The organism is Flavobacterium sp. (assembly GCF_039595935.1).
Taxonomy (GTDB): domain Bacteria; phylum Bacteroidota; class Bacteroidia; order Flavobacteriales; family Flavobacteriaceae; genus Flavobacterium.
Window position 1 is genome coordinate 2,760,239 of record NZ_JBCNKR010000006.1, and the last position, 18,362, is coordinate 2,778,600.

18 protein-coding genes are annotated in these 18,362 nt (G+C 34.6%); 6 read left to right on the forward strand and 12 right to left on the reverse strand.

Going from position 1 to position 18,362, the window contains the following annotated elements; translation table 11 throughout:
• Positions 1-70 precede the first annotated feature (70 nt).
• Positions 71-463: a hypothetical protein gene (locus ABDW27_RS21710; RefSeq protein WP_343697814.1), complete on the forward strand. Its 393-nt coding sequence runs from the start codon at positions 71-73 to the stop codon at positions 461-463.
• 295 nt (positions 464-758) lie between these two features.
• Here ABDW27_RS21710 and ABDW27_RS21715 read toward each other — a convergent pair whose 3' ends face one another.
• The 4 genes from ABDW27_RS21715 to ABDW27_RS21730 all read right to left on the reverse strand — a co-directional run bounded on the left by ABDW27_RS21715 (position 759) and on the right by ABDW27_RS21730 (position 4,171).
• On the reverse strand, positions 759-1,193 hold the full coding sequence (locus ABDW27_RS21715; protein ID WP_343697815.1) for a DoxX family membrane protein: 435 nt from the start codon (positions 1,191-1,193) through the stop codon (positions 759-761).
• 367 nt (positions 1,194-1,560) lie between these two features.
• Entirely contained in the window at positions 1,561-2,610 is a 1,050-nt protein-coding gene (locus ABDW27_RS21720) for an alpha/beta hydrolase (protein WP_343697816.1), read from the reverse strand.
• Between the two features lie 79 nt (positions 2,611-2,689).
• Positions 2,690-3,559: an AraC family transcriptional regulator gene (locus ABDW27_RS21725; protein ID WP_343697817.1), complete on the reverse strand. Its 870-nt coding sequence runs from the start codon at positions 3,557-3,559 to the stop codon at positions 2,690-2,692.
• 51 nt (positions 3,560-3,610) lie between these two features.
• Positions 3,611-4,171, reverse strand: coding sequence for a GNAT family N-acetyltransferase (locus ABDW27_RS21730; protein WP_343697818.1), 561 nt, complete (start codon positions 4,169-4,171; stop codon positions 3,611-3,613).
• Between the two features lie 300 nt (positions 4,172-4,471).
• Here ABDW27_RS21730 and ABDW27_RS21735 point away from each other — a divergent pair, with 300 nt between their 5' ends.
• Both ABDW27_RS21735 and ABDW27_RS21740 read left to right on the forward strand, forming a co-directional pair.
• Positions 4,472-5,485, forward strand: coding sequence for a zinc-binding alcohol dehydrogenase family protein (locus ABDW27_RS21735; protein WP_343697819.1), 1,014 nt, complete (start codon positions 4,472-4,474; stop codon positions 5,483-5,485).
• 220 nt (positions 5,486-5,705) lie between these two features.
• Positions 5,706-6,929, forward strand: a complete 1,224-nt coding sequence (locus ABDW27_RS21740; protein WP_343697820.1) for a PQQ-dependent sugar dehydrogenase — start codon at positions 5,706-5,708, stop codon at positions 6,927-6,929.
• Positions 6,930-7,081: 152 nt separating this feature from the next.
• Here ABDW27_RS21740 and ABDW27_RS21745 read toward each other — a convergent pair whose 3' ends face one another.
• The 4 genes from ABDW27_RS21745 to ABDW27_RS21760 form a co-directional block, all read right to left on the reverse strand.
• On the reverse strand, positions 7,082-8,575 hold the full coding sequence (locus ABDW27_RS21745) for a hypothetical protein (RefSeq protein ID WP_343697821.1): 1,494 nt from the start codon (positions 8,573-8,575) through the stop codon (positions 7,082-7,084).
• A gap of 58 nt (positions 8,576-8,633) precedes the next feature.
• Positions 8,634-10,451: a T9SS type A sorting domain-containing protein gene (locus ABDW27_RS21750; protein ID WP_343697822.1), complete on the reverse strand. Its 1,818-nt coding sequence runs from the start codon at positions 10,449-10,451 to the stop codon at positions 8,634-8,636.
• A gap of 286 nt (positions 10,452-10,737) precedes the next feature.
• The gene (locus ABDW27_RS21755; RefSeq protein WP_343697823.1) at positions 10,738-11,181 is read right to left on the reverse strand and encodes a PaaI family thioesterase; all 444 of its coding nucleotides are present in this window, start codon (positions 11,179-11,181) and stop codon (positions 10,738-10,740) included.
• A 77-nt stretch (positions 11,182-11,258) separates the two neighbouring features.
• Positions 11,259-11,849, reverse strand: a complete 591-nt coding sequence (locus ABDW27_RS21760; protein ID WP_343697824.1) for a TetR/AcrR family transcriptional regulator — start codon at positions 11,847-11,849, stop codon at positions 11,259-11,261.
• Positions 11,850-12,006: 157 nt separating this feature from the next.
• On the opposite strand from ABDW27_RS21760, the gene ABDW27_RS21765 reads away from it, so the two are divergent.
• Positions 12,007-12,795, forward strand: a complete 789-nt coding sequence (locus ABDW27_RS21765; protein WP_343697825.1) for a methyltransferase domain-containing protein — start codon at positions 12,007-12,009, stop codon at positions 12,793-12,795.
• Positions 12,796-13,159: 364 nt separating this feature from the next.
• On the opposite strand, the gene ABDW27_RS21770 is transcribed toward ABDW27_RS21765, so the two are convergent.
• From ABDW27_RS21770 to ABDW27_RS21780, 3 genes are all read right to left on the reverse strand, one after another.
• A complete protein-coding gene (locus ABDW27_RS21770; protein WP_343697826.1) occupies positions 13,160-13,750 on the reverse strand; it encodes a hypothetical protein in 591 nt (196 codons plus the stop codon).
• 109 nt (positions 13,751-13,859) lie between these two features.
• On the reverse strand, positions 13,860-14,672 hold the full coding sequence (locus tag ABDW27_RS21775) for an AraC family transcriptional regulator (RefSeq protein WP_343697827.1): 813 nt from the start codon (positions 14,670-14,672) through the stop codon (positions 13,860-13,862).
• 83 nt (positions 14,673-14,755) lie between these two features.
• The gene (locus ABDW27_RS21780) at positions 14,756-15,775 is read right to left on the reverse strand and encodes an SDR family NAD(P)-dependent oxidoreductase (protein WP_343697828.1); all 1,020 of its coding nucleotides are present in this window, start codon (positions 15,773-15,775) and stop codon (positions 14,756-14,758) included.
• A 179-nt stretch (positions 15,776-15,954) separates the two neighbouring features.
• Here ABDW27_RS21780 and ABDW27_RS21785 point away from each other — a divergent pair, with 179 nt between their 5' ends.
• Both ABDW27_RS21785 and ABDW27_RS21790 read left to right on the forward strand, forming a co-directional pair.
• The gene (locus ABDW27_RS21785) at positions 15,955-16,593 is read left to right on the forward strand and encodes an NAD(P)H-binding protein (protein ID WP_343697829.1); all 639 of its coding nucleotides are present in this window, start codon (positions 15,955-15,957) and stop codon (positions 16,591-16,593) included.
• A gap of 38 nt (positions 16,594-16,631) precedes the next feature.
• Entirely contained in the window at positions 16,632-17,417 is a 786-nt protein-coding gene (locus ABDW27_RS21790) for a polysaccharide deacetylase family protein (RefSeq protein ID WP_343697830.1), read from the forward strand.
• 13 nt (positions 17,418-17,430) lie between these two features.
• Here the strand turns inward: ABDW27_RS21790 and ABDW27_RS21795 are convergent, their stop codons facing one another.
• Positions 17,431-18,351 carry a phytanoyl-CoA dioxygenase family protein gene (locus ABDW27_RS21795; protein ID WP_343697831.1) on the reverse strand — a complete coding sequence of 307 codons (921 nt, stop codon included), beginning with the start codon at positions 18,349-18,351 and terminating at the stop codon, positions 17,431-17,433.
• Positions 18,352-18,362 lie beyond the last annotated feature (11 nt).

Here is an 18,362-nt window from a genome sequence, read left to right on the forward strand (position 1 = left end):
TTATAAATAGTGATGTCCACACGAAATACCGTTGATACATTTGCTCCCACAATTAATCAATAAAGTAAATATGGGATTAGCAGAAAAACGTTTAGCAGAATCAATTAAAACAGAAAAACTTCCGGCTTTTGAGGCAAAACTAAAAGAAAGAGCAGGTTATGATATTAAAGTAGACATTGACTGGAATACTTTTACAGCTTACGATCAATATCCGTTATCAAGACTGGATATTGTTTTTGATGATGTAGAATCATTCGTAAAAAAAATCTGTTCTGATGATATGGGAAAAGAAGCGCTTCAGGATAAAATGAGCACTATTCACTTAACAAACTCTGAAAATAATGATGATGTTAAAATGGAATTAAAAGAAGACACATTGTTTTTAACCGTCCAATTAGTGCAATCTTCTTTTAATTCACAAACTGATTCGCAGATTGCAAGTTATGTTGAAGCTCTTTTGTAGGTAGAGAGCTAAGGTGTTTTAAATATTTTGGGGCAAAAAGGGATAGATTAATTTCTATCCCTTTTGTATTTTAGTTTTTTGAACACATAGAAACATAGTTTTTGTTTGTATATAAAAGGCGTTATACTTGTTTAAACAAACATAATTTGCGCAATCTTGTCATTCCGAGGAACGAGGAATCTGCGCAAGTAGCTCCGTATATAAATCGCCAATCTTTGTAGAGTTTCTTGCGCAGATTCCTCGTTCCTCGGAATGACAAACTTTGAGAGCTATGTGTGAAAAAAACAACTAAATACTATATTTTATTATCAGCAGCAAAAGCAGTTTTTCCAATTGTAGAAAGAAGCAAAGCCGCAGCAGCACTGGTTAAAACTGAATAATCAAACGGCGCTTTTACCGAAACAGATATTGCCATTGAAACTGAAAATAACAGCATTAAAAAAGCAGTTCCTAAAGCTGCAATTCTGGTTTTAAAACCAAAAAGCAATAAAACAGATAATAAAATTTCGAAGAAGGTTGCAATCGCGCCAAGTACTTCGGCAACTGATTTAGTAGCAAACGGATTAAGTGTTTGTGTGTAGAGAACAAAATTTTCCCAGTTTCCCCAGGCAACTCCGTTAGACCCCGGCGCTCCCCAAAGTCCAAAACGGTCGGCAACCGCTGATAACATTGTAATTCCTAAAACTATTCTTAAAACTAAACCTGCTTCTAATATTGTTATGTTTTTCATGTGGTGATATAAATTTATTTAATGAGGTTTATACTAAATTATGCCTGCAAATTGAAGCATAAAAGTCGTTAAAATCTTCTTTTATAACGGCATTATAACCATCAAATTGCCTAGAAAACGGGATTAACATTTTACCAGAATCAAAATAATAATTTCTTCAAAGTTTTGAAACCAAAAATCACTATTTCTAATGATTTCCAATATGGGTTTCGATCCTATCTTTGTGTGCGGATTTTTTGTTTTTTGTATAAGTTTTGAAGGACATCAAAGCTTATAAAGTAGAGTTTTTAAATAGTTTACTATTTTTAATGGAAAAAGGGAACAGATTAATTTCTGTTCCCTTTTTTACCTTATTGTTTTTTATGAATTATTTCAAAGATGTTTTAATTACGATTGCTGCTTGCTGAACTGCAGTTTGAATAGCAGGAACATTAGCAATAGGATTTAAAAGTCCGTAATCGTGAATCAAACCATTGTATCTTGTTAAAGTTACCGGAACTCCGGCTTCGTTTAGTTTTCTTGCATACGCTTCACCTTCATCTCTTAAAACATCATTTTCAGCAGTTTGAACAAGAGCAGGAGGTAAGTCTTTTAATTCAGCTAAACTTGCTTGTAATGGAGAAGCATATTTTTCAGATCTTTTTGCAGTATCAGGTAAATAATTATCCCAGAACCATTTCATCATGTTTTTAGTAAGGAAACGACCGTTTGCATATAAGTTATAAGACTCAGTTTCAAAATTAGCATCGGTTACCGGCCATAATAAAACTTGTAATTTAATATGAGGTCCTTTTTTATCTTTTGCCATTAAAGTAATCGCAGCAGTCATATTTCCACCCACACTATTACCTACAACAGCAAGGTTTTTACCATTTACACCAATTTCTTTTCCGTTTTCGGCAACCCATTGAGTTGCAGCGTAAATTTCGTTGATTGCAACAGGATATTGAGCCTCTGGAGACGGAGTGTAATCTGGGAAAACTGCAACTGCACCGCTTTCTACTACCAAATCTCTTACTAATCTTCTATGAGTAGGGTAATCTCCTAAAACCCATCCTCCGCCGTGAATGAAGATAAATACCGGCGCATTTGTTTTAGCGCCTTTAGGTTTTGTAATATGTATTTTTACTTTTAAACCGTTTTGAGAAATTACTTTTTCAGATTCTTCAATTCCGGAATAATCAACTTCTACAGATTTTTGAGCGCCAACCAAAACGTTTCTGGCATCTGTAACTGATAATTGTTCCAAAGGTTTTCCGTCACCAGAATTTAAGGCATTTAAAAAGCCTCTTACTTCTGTAAAAATTTCCGGGTCATTTTGTCCTTTATAAGGTCTTTCTTGTGCTGAAGCAACTGTATTTACAATTAACAATGCTGCAATAAATAAACTCTGTTTTAATGCTTTAATAGTTTTCATATCTTTTGTGTTTTTAATTATTTATAATTTGATAGGACAAAGATATGGCGCTTATAAAGCTCTCAAAATGGATAAAAGTCTATTCTAATTGTACATTTTTCCCTTGAAGGTATTTTTTCTTGAAATTCGACGGAGTGTCGCCAACTTTGTTGGTAAAAAGGCGGTTAAAATAAGCTGGATCTTCATATCCGAGCTGATAAGCAATCTCTTTTACACTTAAAGAAGAATAGCCCAAAAGCCTTTTTGCTTCGAGAATAATTCTGTCCTTAATAATATCATTAGGCTGCGAAAGTTCTAAACGGTTGAATTTATTCGAAAGCGTTTTGGGAGCCAGACCTAATATATCAGCATAATCGGCAACAGTATGTTTGGTTCTGAAATGAATTTCAACCAGTCGGCTGAAATCCCTAAAAAAATCCATTTCTTTAGAAGGTTCATCATTTAAAGCTCCCAGCTGTTGTATTTTCCAGATTCGGGTTGCTTTAATAATAAGCTGTTTCAAATACGTTCGAATCATTTCCTCCTGCGAAGAATCGGGCGAAATAAACTCTTCCTGAATCTGGTTGAAAATGCCTTCAATAAACAAAACCTCTTTATCAGGCAAGGTTGTCATTGGCATTTCAAAAATATTATTGAATAAAAGTCCGTCGCAGGCAACCTCGGCATCATGAATCTGTACGCAGTAAAAATCCCGGTTATAGTACATAAAATAACCTGGCTTTTTACCTTCTTCATTAATCTGCAGGTATTGATTGCTGTTTATAAAAAACAAAGAAGGATTTAAAGTTTGATAATGTTTAAAATCAATGGTTATTTGATAATCTTCCGGAACATACAAAACCTTAATATAGGCTTTGTAATCATCACTGTTAATTTCGTCAACAGTTTCCTGATTCAAAATCAGAAATCCCAGTTTTTTATAATTAGATTCAAATATTGGATGATTCATTGAAGTTTATTTTGGTTTTGGAATTTAATTATTTTTTGGCAGAGCCGAAGTTTAATTTGAGCTTATTTGAAGATGATCGAGCTTTTTTCCAACCAAAGCCTTTTCGCCCACCACTTTAAAACCAAGTTTTAAATAAAGGTTTTTTGCCAGCGGTTTATCTTCTTCAACCAACAAACCTAAAGTCTCTTTATTTTTAGTAACATATTCATCAATCAAAAACAAAAGTAATTTAGATCCAATTCCTTTTCCTTGTTGATTTGGATTTACCCCCAATGAATCAATATAAAATTCTCCGGCGCGCGTTTCAAACTCAGGATCAAATTCTGGGTTGTAATTTTCTCGAACATATTCTACAATTGGCAGGCGTAAAGCTTCAATATCAGATCCGTTATAAACATTTACTGCGCCAATGATTTCGTTGTTTTCTTCGGCAACAAAACAATTTTCATACGAATATTGATTGTTTTCTCTTTCAACAAAATATTGCAGAAGATCTTTAGCAGCTGTGTAATCTTTTTTGTTGATGAATTTATAAAGAAGATCTTCCATTGCCAATAATAATATAGGAGCAATTTGTTTGGAGTCGGAGAGTTTGGCTTTTCGGATAATCATTTTGAAGAGAATTTCGTTTAGCAAATTTAAGTTTTTTTAAACATAGTTATGAGTGTAAAGCTTTGTCAAAGTTTTAAACTTTGACAAAGCTATGCGTGGTAAATTCTCCCGCAGATTTGGCAGATTTAGCTGATTAATAAAAATATCTGCTAAATCTGCGGGAAACAAAAAAACATTCCTAAATCTGCGTAAAAAAACATAGTGAAGAATTTGTACCAATATTGCATAAAAATATACCAGCTTTAAGACGTAAACCCCTCGTATCTTTGTTAGTATATTTTAAACCAAAATTTAGAAAAAATGAAAGCAATAGGATTTAAAACCTCATTACCTATAGAAAACACAGATAGTTTTATTGAATTTGAAACTGTAAAACCAATACCCGGAGCGCATGATTTATTAGTAAAAATTGATGCTATTTCAGTAAATCCGGTTGATTTTAAAATTCGCCAGAGCGGTGCCAAAGACACTGTTCTCGAAACACCCAAAATTATTGGCTGGGATGCCGTAGGAATTGTACAGGCAGTGGGAGAAAAAGTAACCTTATTTGAAGTTGGCGATCCGGTTTATTATGCCGGAGATTTAACCAAACAAGGCAGCAACGCGGAGTGTCAGGTTATTGATGAAAGGATTGTAGGGAATAAACCAACATCTTTAACGAATGCTGAAGCAGCTGTGATTCCGTTAACAGGATTAACAGCCTGGGAAATTTTGTTTGACAGAATTAGAATCAGTCCTGAAAAAGACAAAGGAAAATCTATTTTAATTATTGGAGGTGCCGGAGGTGTTGGTTCTATCGCCATTCAGCTATCAAAAAAAATAGCGGGATTAACCGTTATTGCCACTGCTTCGAGACCCGAAACTGTTGAATGGTGCAAAAAACAAGGAGCCGATTTTGTGGTAGATCATAAAGATTTAATTAATTCGGTTAGAGAGGCAGGTTTTCAGCATGTAGATTTTATTTTGGATTTTGTTGACACGAATGCATATTGGGACATTATGGCCGAATTGATTAAACCTCAGGGACATATCGCCTCAATTACCGGAAGTGCCGAACCTGTTGTTTTAAATAAACTGAAAAGTAAAAGTGTGTCTTTTTCATGGGAATTGATGTATACACGTTCGATGTTTCAAACTGATGACATGATCGAACAGCATCATATTCTCAACAAAATTGCTGATTTACTTGATGAAGGGATTTTAAAAACAACTTTAAAAGAAACTTATAAAGGACTTTCTGCAGAAAATCTTAAAAAAGCACATGAGCGTTTAGAATCAGGAAAAACTATTGGTAAAATTGCCATTAAATTTTAAAAACATTTTCTCATTATAATGAAAATCCCATTTTCCATAAATGGGATTTTTTGTTTTATAGATTCAAACATTTCTATGGAACGTAAATGACGATGATGGAATAATAACTTGATTTTTAATACGTTTAATTCTGTAAGTCTTTCCTTAAATTATATAATTTTTTTCATTTTTGATTTTAGATATTTATTACTATAACCCAAATTAATTTAAAATAACTATTATGAAAAATTTAAAGTACATTTTTATTCTTTCTACTGCATTGTTGGCCTTTAGCTGCAACAACGACGATACTCCTGAAAACGGAGGCGGAACGGTAACAGACCCTGTAGAAACTAAACCGGCAAATACACAATATAAACCTGCATTTGCGGGTCAGACCAGAATTAACGGAATGACAACAAATACAGAGTTCAAAGCGGATATTATTACATCATCATTATCAAGTCCGTGGGGCGTAAAAGTACTTCCTGACGGAAGATTAATTGTAACTCAAAAAGCAGGAACAATGCGTATTGTAACCGCTGCAGGAGTAGTAAGCGAGCCTATTACAGGTCTGCCAGCTGTAAATCCTGCGGGACAGGGAGGTTTACTGGGTTTATGTCTGGATCCTGATTTTAGTTCTAACAGAATGATTTACTGGGTATTTTCGGAAGCTGTTACGGGAGGAAATATTTCTGCTGTTGCCAAAGGAAGATTAGCAAACGACGAAAAAACTATTGAAAACGCAACGGTAATTTATCGTTCAAGTCCGGCAAATGCAAGTGATTTACACTACGGAGGACGTATTCTTTTTGATCAGACCGGAAATCTTGTAGCAAGCACAGGAGAGCGTTCTGTTTTGCAGACAAGACCTTTGGCGCAATCTTTAACAGCTAGTCTTGGAAAAGTGATACGAATTACCAAAGAAGGACAGCCGGCATCTGGAAATCCGGTTTTTGCAGGTGGAAATGCTTTACCTGAAATTTATACTTACGGACATAGAAATCCACAGGGACTTGCAATTCATCCGGTTACAAAAGAAATTTGGCAAAGCGAACACGGACCAAGAGGCGGCGATGAAATTAATCGTTTAAAAGCCGGAGCTAATTACGGATGGCCAACAATTACTTATGGAATTGAATACAGCGGACAAGTAATTGGAGATGCAATTCAGCAGAAAGACGGTATGGAACAGCCTGTTTATTACTGGGATCCTGTAATTTCTCCTAGCGGAATGACTTTTTATACAGGAAATCGTGTTCCGGAATGGGAAAATAATCTTTTTATTGGTTCGCTTAGTGCTACTCATATCGCACGTTTGGTGATACGTGATAATAAAGTAGTAGGAGAGGAAAGACTTCTTGCCAGCGAAGGTCAGCGTTTTAGAGATATTACTCAAGGAAGCGACGGTGCATTGTATGCTGTTACAGATCAGGGTAGACTTTATAAAATTGATAAGAAATAAGTTTTTTTAGTTATGAGTTAGAAGTTATGAATTATAAGTTAAACTAAGAACTCATCATACTATAAATACTTAAATAAATATAAAAAGAAAGAGGAGAATTTCATTTTTGAAATTCTCCTCTTTCTTTTTACAATACTGTTTAGAAGAAAGATCTATTTAATGGTAATGGTCATATTAGGTACGACAATATCTCCGTTTGCTCCTGTATAACGCTGTGCAAAAACTTCAATGTAATCGTTGTTTACAAGTTCGGTTGTTGCATTTAAAGGAAGCACCACAATATCGTTAAGTATTTGTCCTCTTCCATAAATTTTATACTGACTTATGACGGTTCCATTTTTTGCTATATAAATAATATAAGTTCCAGCTCCTGGTACTTGAAAAGAAATTGAACCTCCTATCTGAAAAATTCTTTTTTTCTTTCCCTGATAACGTAAACGGTTTGCAGCATCAGTAGAGAACCTAAACAAATTAGAGTAGGTAGTTAAGGGAGTTCCAGAACCTACTTTTACGGTATTACTTGGGTTTAAATTATTTGTAAAACTAACTGCCAGACCGCTTCCTACGGTGTAATCCATAGAAAAGTCACCAACAGCATTGGCATCAGTTTCGGTTGGAATTCCCGCAGCTCTAACATTCCAGCTGTTATTAAAGTTATATCCTGTATAAGAACCCGTTGTATAGCCTTTTACATATCCAGCCGTATTTGTTCCGGTAAAAACTACAGATTCTAATACGGCATCACCTGTAATTGTAAGTCCGCTGGTAGAAACATCAAATCCTATTGCAGTTCCGTCAACCTGACTAAATCCGCCTTGTTTTTCTACTAAAGTAAATGTTCCGGTTAGTTTTTCATAAGTGCCGGCATTATTATTAAACCAACCCATATTACTTAATAAAAGCTGACTAATGTTGTTATAGGTTATTCCGTTTGTATTTCCTGAAAAATTGATAATACTCAAAAATACAAGCCCAAAACCAGATATTGTACCCACACTAGCAGAATTGGCTACAATACAATCTCTAAAAATTAAGTTTTGAGTTGCCGCACCATTTAAGTTGAAAACACTTCCTGTAGCAGCTCTAATGGTTAAACTTCGTATACTTCCTCCGGTTGCGCCTTCAAATATATTGCCACTCGTTCTAAGAATAATATCGTCATTAGAATCTAAACCGTGCACATAAGCATTATTTAAATCAATAGGGAAATTAAACGTTACTGTACCGTTTATTTCATACAATGTATTAGAGTTTAAAACATATTTAGCACCGCCGCCCGCAGCTAATTCGGTAGCCAAAACAGTTGCGAGATTATCTGTAGATCGTATACGCTTGAAGTTTAATCTCGGATTTATACCGCTGCTTACCACCACCCATGAAGTCGAACCCGAAGAATAATAATAAAGAGCTTTCAAATCGGTATCGTAAACTATTAAACCATCAGCAGGAGAAGCTATGGCAGTTCTTTGTGCAGTTGTCATTCTGGGAGCCAGCATTCCCTGAGTTGTTGAGGTAATGTCTAATACGGCACTTGCATTAGGAGTTACTGTTCCAATCCCAATTTGTGCATTTCCAATGAATGATAAAAGGAAAAAAAACAGTATTATGAATGTTCTATTATTTTTTAGAGAAGTTGTAGTTATCATAATTTGGGGTTTTAGTGGTTTGGATAGAATAAAAAACTTTATTTTTTTAATAAGAAGGCTACTTGCCGGTATTTGAAATGACTACTTTTTTGGATATTTTTTCATTCTCAGCAGTTATAAAAGACACAATGTAAACTCCGGAACTTAAACCGGCAGTAGAGAAATTATAAGACTGTTCGGCACCTAAATTGTCTTTAAAGCGAACTTTTCTGCCCAGAATATCATAAAGAGTAAACGATTTTAGCTGAATAGCGTCTGGATTGGAAGCTTTTAATAACTGATTGGCGTTATCCTGACTTATAAAGAAATTGCTTTTTGTTTCTTCATCAACACCCAATGTTTTGTTGGTGAATGCAATTTTAAAACGGTCAGTATAAACTCCAGGCGCAATTGTTACCTCATAATTTCCGGTTTTAATGTCATGATAAGAAGAATCTAAAGCATCATAAATATAAACCGTCTGCGAAGGATCAAAATTGATGACCTCAGGAATATAGAATTTAAGTGTCGTATTTTCGGCCGCTTTTACCGTTAAAGGAATTTGTTTGTTTACCTCAAAAGCAACACCTTCGATGATATAACTTTTACCATCTACCAAAAAAGTAGCATCATTTGGCAGACTTCCGTCAATATTTAAGGCATCAATTCCGGGATCTACGCCATCTGTAGCCTCAGGTAAAAAAGCAAGAGCAAGCTGTCTTGTAAACTGATTATTAATAATCGTATTTATTCTAATATGCGGAATATCGTTGCTTTCCTGCTCATTTTGAGTTTCCTGATTTTCGGCATCTGTATTTTTTGCTGTTGTGTTAGGTCTGGCAGGTTTTTCAAATTGAGATAAACCAGCACCTTCTTTATAAAATATTCTATATGAATTTCTAAATGCGACAGTACCAGTCGAAGCCCCTTTTATAATAAACCCCTGACCAATAGGCGCATATTTTCGCTGTCTCATAAGCCCGGATGACGTTCCAACAGTGTTTAACGAACCATCACCTTTATAACTATTAAAAGTAGCGGGAACATAAATTCCGTTTGAGCCCAAAGTTCCGGGAGAGTAAGTAGCATAACCGCCTCGATAAGCTGCGATTAAATGAGAATTGATGGTTTTGTCCTGTTCCCAGAAATAAGCAATTCCTGTACATGCGCTGTTTAAAGGATCTAATAAAAAAGCGTTTAAGTGCATTGCCGAAGGATAAGGATTTCCGGTAAGGGTAGAAGCATTTGTACCTACAGATACCGTAATGGTACCGTCGTTAGGTTTTCCGCGAAAATCATAACGCTGTGCGCCTGTACCGCCTGGATTATTAACAACTCCGGTTCCTTCAGGATCAAGAGCGTCGGTTCCGCTGCTGCCTTTCATTGTAAAACCTTCTCCGGGAGCCAGAGTAGTCGTTGCACCAACCTGAACCCATTGCGAATAACTATTAGCATTTGTTAGTTTGTAAATCCATCGTGAAGCTATGGCAAGCGGATTTGCAGTTCCGTCAAAACTTTGCAGCGGAAGAATCGTAGCAGCCGTAGCAGCCGTAGAAGTTGTAGGCCTGTTTAATAAAGTGATTCCGAAATTACTGTTTCCGGCCGATGCACTTCCTACACCTACAGGAGAGCACCAATAATTGTAATCAAAATTATCTGAGCTTCCTTCCTGATAGACAGATATTGTTCCGGTTCCGGAATTTGTTGACGTTCCTGTTGTGCCTTGTACGAGCTGCGAAAGATTTCTTAAATATAAATTTGAATTTGCTGCCAGAGTAATGTTTTGCTGTACAAACAATACCTGATTTTTTACAAAAACCGGAGTACTCGCGCCCACATATATCTGAGAAAAACTTTGAAGGGAGATGATATAAATAAGAAAGGTAATTTTTTTCATAATTCTAAAATTAAATTTTACAGAAGACTCTATTTCAAGTAATTTTTACGAAACCCTAACTATTTATTTAACTGAGAAAAACGCTCAAAAAAAATTAGTTGTGAGATTACCTAATCATTCAGATTTAGGAAGACGTTTTAGTTAAAATCAAAAAAATCTTACTCATTAAGTAAGATTTAAGAAATTTACTATATTCAAATGTATTCTATGTAAGACGGAATTTCTTACATTATTTTTGTGAGAAATTACATAATTACCATTTTAACATTTTGAATATAAAAGAGTATTAAAGCACTTTTTTTACAACATTTGTCTTAAAAAGATTGGAGTATCCTCTGGCAATTAATCGGGTTTCAGATTCGTTCCAAATCTCACATTGCGCATTTACAAATTGTTTACCTTTTTTTACGATGGCTGTTTTGGCCAAAATAATATCACCGGAGTGAGCCGGAGCAAAATAATCCATGTTTAGATTTATAGTAGTGTAAAAATGTTCTTCATCAAGAGAAAATAACGTTGCACCAATACAATCATCTACAATAGCAGCTGTAACACCTCCATGAAGAGATTTAATAGGATTGGTCATTTCATCCCGAATAAGATATTTAAAAGTTACTGTTCCCGGTTCGGCAGCAACAACTATTGGATTCATCCAAAGCATAAAAGGAGATGGCGAAAGGGTGAATTCACCACCAATGTGATCTTGCAGTACTTGTAATCTAGTTTTCATTTTATTTTATTATTTTAATTATTAATTATACCAATCGGTATATTTTTATGGCTAAAAAAAGCAATCGTAAAAATTGCTTATTCTAAGTCTTCGATGATTTTATAAAGAGAAAGCATGATCGTTGATAAATCCTTGCCGTTTCCAGTCAGTTTGCTAATCATTATTCCGCCTTCGATTATGGCAATTATGGTTAAGGCTGTTTTTTCTGAATCAATTGATTGGGCTCTGAATTCGCCTGCAGTTATTCCTTGCTCGATTAAATAGATAAGTTTTTCTTTCCAGTAAAGAAGGGTTTTTTCAGCATATTTTTTAAGAACAGGATGCGTATCATCAGATTCTATAGCGGTGTTTAAAACCGGACAGCCGCCTACTGTAACTTCAAGTTCAGCATAATTTGAATATAATCTCGGATAAACCAGAAGTTTTTCTTTAAAAGTTCTCTGTTTTTCAATTTCACGGCTCAAAACATCGTGAAGCTTTTTTACATTATACTTAAATGCCGCAATAGCCACTTCGTCTTTATTTTCAAAATTGCCATAAATACTTCCCTTTGTAAGACTGGTTGCCGTTGTAATATCACTCATTGATGTGCCGCTGTAACCCTTTGTATTAAAAAGTGGAGCTGTTTTTTCGATAATAAACTGCTTTGTTTTTTCTGCTTTGCTCATTTTCAAAATGATTTATATATGTTACAAATATATACCAATCGGTATAATTTAGCAAATTTATTAAGTTTTTAACACGTTTGATATGAGAATTTTAAGTTTTACCATCCTAAAATTTAGTACCTTAGTTAGCAACTTTCTTTTATTAAAAATACAAATTATGCCTTGGAATCCAGAGATATACAATAAATTCAAAGATATTCGGTATCAACCCTTTTATGATTTAGCCGAATTCATAAAACCTGTAAGCGGAATGAGATCTATTGATTTGGGATGCGGAACGGGCGAGCAAACGGCTATTTTGGCTGATAAGTTTAAAGATGCTCATTTTTTAGGAGTTGATTCTTCGGCAGAAATGCTCGAAAAATCGAAACATCTTGAAACAGACAGACTGCACTTTCGAAAAGCTACTACCGAAGAAACCCTACATTCTGGCGAAAAATGGGATTTAATTTTCAGTAATGCGGCTTTGCAATGGTCGAATGATCATACTATGTTATTTCCAAACTTACTGAATTTGCTTAACAAAGGCGGACAATTTGCGGTACAAATGCCGGTTCAGCCAGAAAATAAACTCAATAAAATTCTTTCTGAATTGGTTGATGAAGAGCCCTTTAAAACGTATTTAAAAGGTTTTAAAAGAGATTCACCTGTTTTAAGTATTGATGAATATGCGCAGATTTTGTTTGACGGCGGTTTAGAAGATATTCAAATCATTCAGAAAGTGTATCCCATAATTGCAAAGGATCACGATACGCTTTTTGATTTTATTTCAGGATCGGCTTTAATTCCTTATATCGAAAGGCTTGAAGGTGAACAAAAAGAACTTTTTATAAAAACGTATAAAGAGAGAATTGCGCTCAGTTTTCCTAAACTTCCCGCTATTTATTCTTTTAAAAGGTTGTTGCTTTATGGGAGAAGAGGTGAATTGTTAATGGTTAATGGTTGATTGTTGATTGTTAATTATTAATTATGAGTTATTGGTTATGAGTTTAAAAGCGTGTAATAAAAATTACATAAAATGTTCCGTAGGAACATCTCGTTGGTAGAAAAAATGTTGTTGCCAATGTTTTTACGTTCCGTAGGAACGTTTGGTTTGTCTCCATTTTTTAGCAATTACATATCAAACGTTCCTACGGAACGTAAATGCGACAAGCTATTTTTTTTCTACCGACGAAACATTCCTAGCGGAATGATGCTTATGTTTATAATAAAATAACAAAATGTTATTTTAAACAAATAATAATCAAAACAAAAGGGCTGTTTCAAAAATGAAACAACCCTTTTTTATTTGAATTAATAAGAAACCGGATTTATTCTTTGTATAAAATAATAACAGCTTTGTAACCTGTTCCTACGTTCCATTGACTTGCTTTTATAACAGCACCTGTATCATCAAAAACCTGAAATTCGGCTGTATTTGGCGATGCAGAACCTTCGTTTAAAGCTTCAAAATCAATTTTGTTCATTCCTTTTACCAGATTTATTTTGAATCCTTTAAATTCACCAACAAGGCTAACTTCGGGTTCAATCACTTTATCATTAAGATATACTCTAATTTTATCACCGTCTACAAAAGCGGCATCACGATAACGTACTGTTGAGGTTGACGATTTGGTTACATAACCTCCTAAATATTCATTTCTTCTATAAAAAATGCCTTCAACATTAGCTTCTCTTTTATAAAGCGTATTGTCTTTAAAAAGCTCTTCCGGGTTTATTTTTAAAACAATTGGATCTTTAGAAAGAGTAGGTTCGTCGGGTGGAGGAGTTTCCGTTGGCGGAATCACTTCTTTACTTTCCGGAGTTTTAGACTGAATGGGCTGATATTTACCTTTTACTTCTTCTTGTGCCTGTAGATGCAGGGAAAACCCCGTTATAATTAAAAACAATATTTTTTTCATATACTTTAATTTATTGATATAATCCAGAAACTGTTAAGCCTCTGCATTAATAATAACATTTGATTAAAGTATTTATTGCTTTGGAAATAATAAAAAAATCTAAAATAATCTATTGAATATTGCCCAATGCGGTTGGTGAATAACCAAATTGCTTTTTAAAAGCAAAAGAGAAATGAGACAGATTTTCAAAACCCACTTCATAATAAATTTCGGTTGGTTTTTTCTTGTTTTCAGACAAATGATAATGTGCGAGCTCAAGTCTTTTTTGAGTCAGCCATTTTTGAGGAGTGGTATTAAAATACTTTTTAAAATCCCTGTTAAACGTAGACAAACTGCGCCCTGTTAAATATCCTAACTTTTCCATAGGCATATTAAACATAAAATTGCGCTGCATAAAATCGATGAGGTCAATTTTTCCGGGTTCATCAAAACTGGCCAGAATATTGTCGATACTTTTATCAATGGTTCTTAAAATACTAATGGCTTCGGTAATTTTTAAGGAAGCAATGTCTTCGGGAAAATCGCCTTCAATATCAAAATACGGCATTAATGAAGCCAGACAGCTTTCTAATAAAGGATGATTGTTGTAAGAGACGATTTTTTGCTCAGAAAGGGTTTTTCCGCTTAAATCAATATTTTTATAAAACTCTTTTAAACGTTCTACAGAAAGATGCATGACCACCGTTTTATGCGGCTGTCCGTTTTTGGGATAATTTATAATGGTTGCGAGTAAATTTCTGGGAATTAGAAAAATATCACCGGTTTTAAAAGTAAAAACAGAATCGGTTTGAATAATTTTAGTTTCGCCTGAAATGAACCAAATAAGCATATGATCATCAAAAACCAGATCAGATTTGAAGAATTTATCTTCATAACATGACAGTTTGATATCCGGAGTTAAATATTTTGAGATGTGTTCCATTTTACAACGATATTAACCGCCAAAATTTTCCTTTTTTATATCAAAGATAAAAATCCTGACGGTATATTACATTTTAGTTTTTATTAAATAACCTCAAATGACATTCCTAAAAGGCGTTCGCTTAAATCCCAAAGTCTTTTAGCGTTATCTTCATCTAAAGAATAAAGCTGTACGCCGCGTATGGTAGAAGGATCTTCAAATTTGTGTTCGATATTTCCAAGATCAAGTTCGGCTATATCAGCATCTTCACAATACACACCACCAATGTTTTGTAAAGAAGGGCTTGTCGCACACCAAATTGTAGTTGCCGCACCCTGCGGAAGCGTTTTTAATAAAACAGCTACTTCTGGTTTTAAATTTCCATCCTGATCGTGAGTACCAATTTGTTTGAACAATTCGATAGGTTCTTCTCTGCCTAAATCAGTACCCAGAACGCTTCCCGGATGCAGAGAATAAGCTCTCACATTAAATTCTTTGGCACGATTGTCAAGTTCCATAGCAAACAAGTTACAGGCCGTTTTAGATTGTCCATAGCCTTGCAACGTATGATACTCGCGATGAAGAAAATTAGGATCATTAAAATCAAACGGCGCCATTTGATGTCCGTATGAAGAAACATTTAAAACTCTCGCTCCATTAGCCTGTTTAAGTGCCGGCCATAACTTAGCAGTAAGCTGAAACTGTCCTAAATAGTTGGTAACCAATTGCGATTCGTAACCTCTGTGATCTCTGCGTAACGGCACCCACATAATTCCGGCATTATTGATAAGAAGATGCAGCGGTCTGCCAGATGCTATAAATTTTGCAGCAAAAGCATCGATAGAATCCGGATTCATAAAGTCTAAAGATTCTAATTCTACATTTGCAATTCCGTCAAGGTTTTTCTGCGCTTTGACAATATCTCTGGCGGCAATAATTACCGTTGCACCTGCATTAGAAAGTGTTTTGGTAGTTTCTAACCCAATTCCGGTATGGCCTCCGGTTACAATGGCAATTTTACCCGTTAAATCAATTCCTTTAATTACATCTGTTGAAGTCGATTTTGCATTGAATCCTGATTGTAAAGGTTTTTGCATTGCTCCCTGATAATTATTCGTTTTCATTTTTTTTAAATTTTTAATTGTTATGAAGCAAAATTAGAGAGATGAAAAAGGTTTGATTTTGTTTAAAACGTCATTTTTACTTTGTTTAAAACGTCATTTTTTTCTTCTATGTAAATGACAACATAAATGCTTTTTGAGTATCTTTAACGCCAGCTAAATCAGTTCTCTAAAAATATTTTATGAAGGCATTGATTATTGGGGCTACAGGCTCAACAGGAAAATATTTGGTAGATCAGCTTCTGGAAGATGGTGACTATACTTCGGTCGTAACTTTTGTTAGAAAACCTACTGGAAAGAAGCACATTAAATTAACAGAACACGTTGTAAATTTTGAAACTATTAATCAATATAAAGATTTAATAGCCGGAGATGTTTTGTTTTCATGCCTCGGAACTACTTTAAAAGCAGCAGGTTCTAAAGAAAATCAATGGAAAATAGATTTTGATATTCCGGCAGCTTTTGCTTTAAACGCTATGGAAAACAACATAAAATCGTTTGTTTTGGTTTCTTCTTATGGAGCTTCTGCTAAAAGCAGCGTTTTTTATTCGAAAATGAAAGGCAAACTTGAAGATTATATTGCCGGACTTAATTTTGAACAGTATATTATTTTCAGACCGGGACCTTTGGTTCGTGAAGATACGGACAGGCTGGGAGAAAAAATTTCGATTAAAGTGATTAATGCCCTTAATGCAATTGGAATTCTTAGAAAACTCAAACCGCTTCATACTGAAATTTTGGCTCAAAAATTAGTAAAAGCACCTAAAATACTTCCTTCCGGAACTACGATTTTGGAACTTAAAGAAATTTTCGAATTTTAAAACACATTATTCTTTCCGGCCTTTATACATTCTCGTCTATGAAGATATTTTCTATCAAAGTATTATTGATTTTATTATTTTTTACATTTATTTCCTGCGAAAATAAAAAGCCCAAACCAGTTTCTAAACCGTATAAGGCTGGCGTAATATTGTCTTTTGATGATGCTTATGTTGATGAATGGTCTGAAGCCGACAGCATTTTGAGAAAATATTCATGGAAAGCTACTTTTAATGTCTGCAGAATTGATTCTATTGGAGAACCTGAAATAAAAACACTGCTCGAAATGCAAAAGTATGGTCATGAAATCGCGGGACATGGTTATCATCATTACAATGCGGTAAAGTTTGTGAATCAAAACGGAATTACTGCTTATATGAATCAGGAAATAAACCCGATGATTGTTTCAATGAAAAAGAAAGATTTTAAAGTTACTTCTTTCGCATATCCGTACGGAATGAGATCTGAGCTTCTGGATAAATCATTATCCAACGATTTTAAAATTATAAGAGGACGCGCTTTTGGTGGTGAAATCCCTGAAAAACAAGACAGTTATTTTAATAATTCTAAAGTTGTATTTGCCTTTGATATAGACAATAGCCACGTACATTTTAGCATTCCGTATGTTTTGGAATTACTGCATTACGCTAAAAAGAACAATAAAATTTTGCTTTTATGTGGCCATAAACCAGTAAAAGAGGTTACAGAAAATTATCAGACCAAAATAGAAACTTTAGAGTTTATTTGTAAATACATGCAGCTAAACGATTTAAAATTCTATAGATTATCTGATTTAGATGATTTACTTCCTCAGAGTCAGGGATAATGAGTAAAATCAATTAAATCCATTCACCCGAAGCGTCGTAATTATTTGGTAAATAGGTAAGGTACTGAACCATTCTCGGGCTTTTGCCTCTGTTTGGCGTGGCGCAATGCGGTAAAGTATTATTCCAGATAATAAAATCTCCGGCATTGCCCAAAATAGGTTTAGGTTTTAGAGTGTTGATTGCTTTTTCTCGCGGATTTTCATTCGGTTTCAGATTATTTAACCAATCGTTTATTTGAGTATTAAAACCCGGAACGCAGTGAAAAGCACCGTCATCAATACCGCAGTCAGTAAGATAGAGCAGACCTTGAAAACCAAGCGTAATGGGCTGTTTTAAACTTATATCCCAATGCAGCGGACTTCCTAAAAAAGTAAAACGGCTGGTTTCAGGAGGGTTAAAACTTACTTTGTCTATTACTTTGTATATTTGGGTAGTGTTGTAAAGCTGTTCGTAGGCCTTTTTTATTTTAAGTGAAGAACGGTTTTTATTTAATGTTTCATGATCAGAAAAATGAAGCATCAATCCCTTTTGGTTTTCGTGTCTCTTGTACCAGGTTTCCGGTTTTTCCGGATCCATTTTCAGGAAATCCCAAATGGCTTTTTGAGTCGCTTCACAATCTTGTTTAGAGATCGCATTTTTAAGGATTACATAGCCGTTTTTATTCCAAAATTTAAGGTCTTGTTCAGATAGAACATTGTCGATCTCACTTTCTATTTCATCGTTTTGATCTGCTTTTTTAGTCTTTATCCAGTTTTTGAAAGCTTCAAAATCAGGTTTTTGAAAATATAAAAACTGTATAGCATCTTCCATACCAACTCCCAGTTCGTACAGGGTTTTCATTTCCAGATCCCAGGTTTGCGTATCATTTGCTGTAGAAACATTTGAGGTTTCCTGAGTACGTTTCCATAAATTTTCGAGAATATTCCAGTGCATGTATTTTAGTC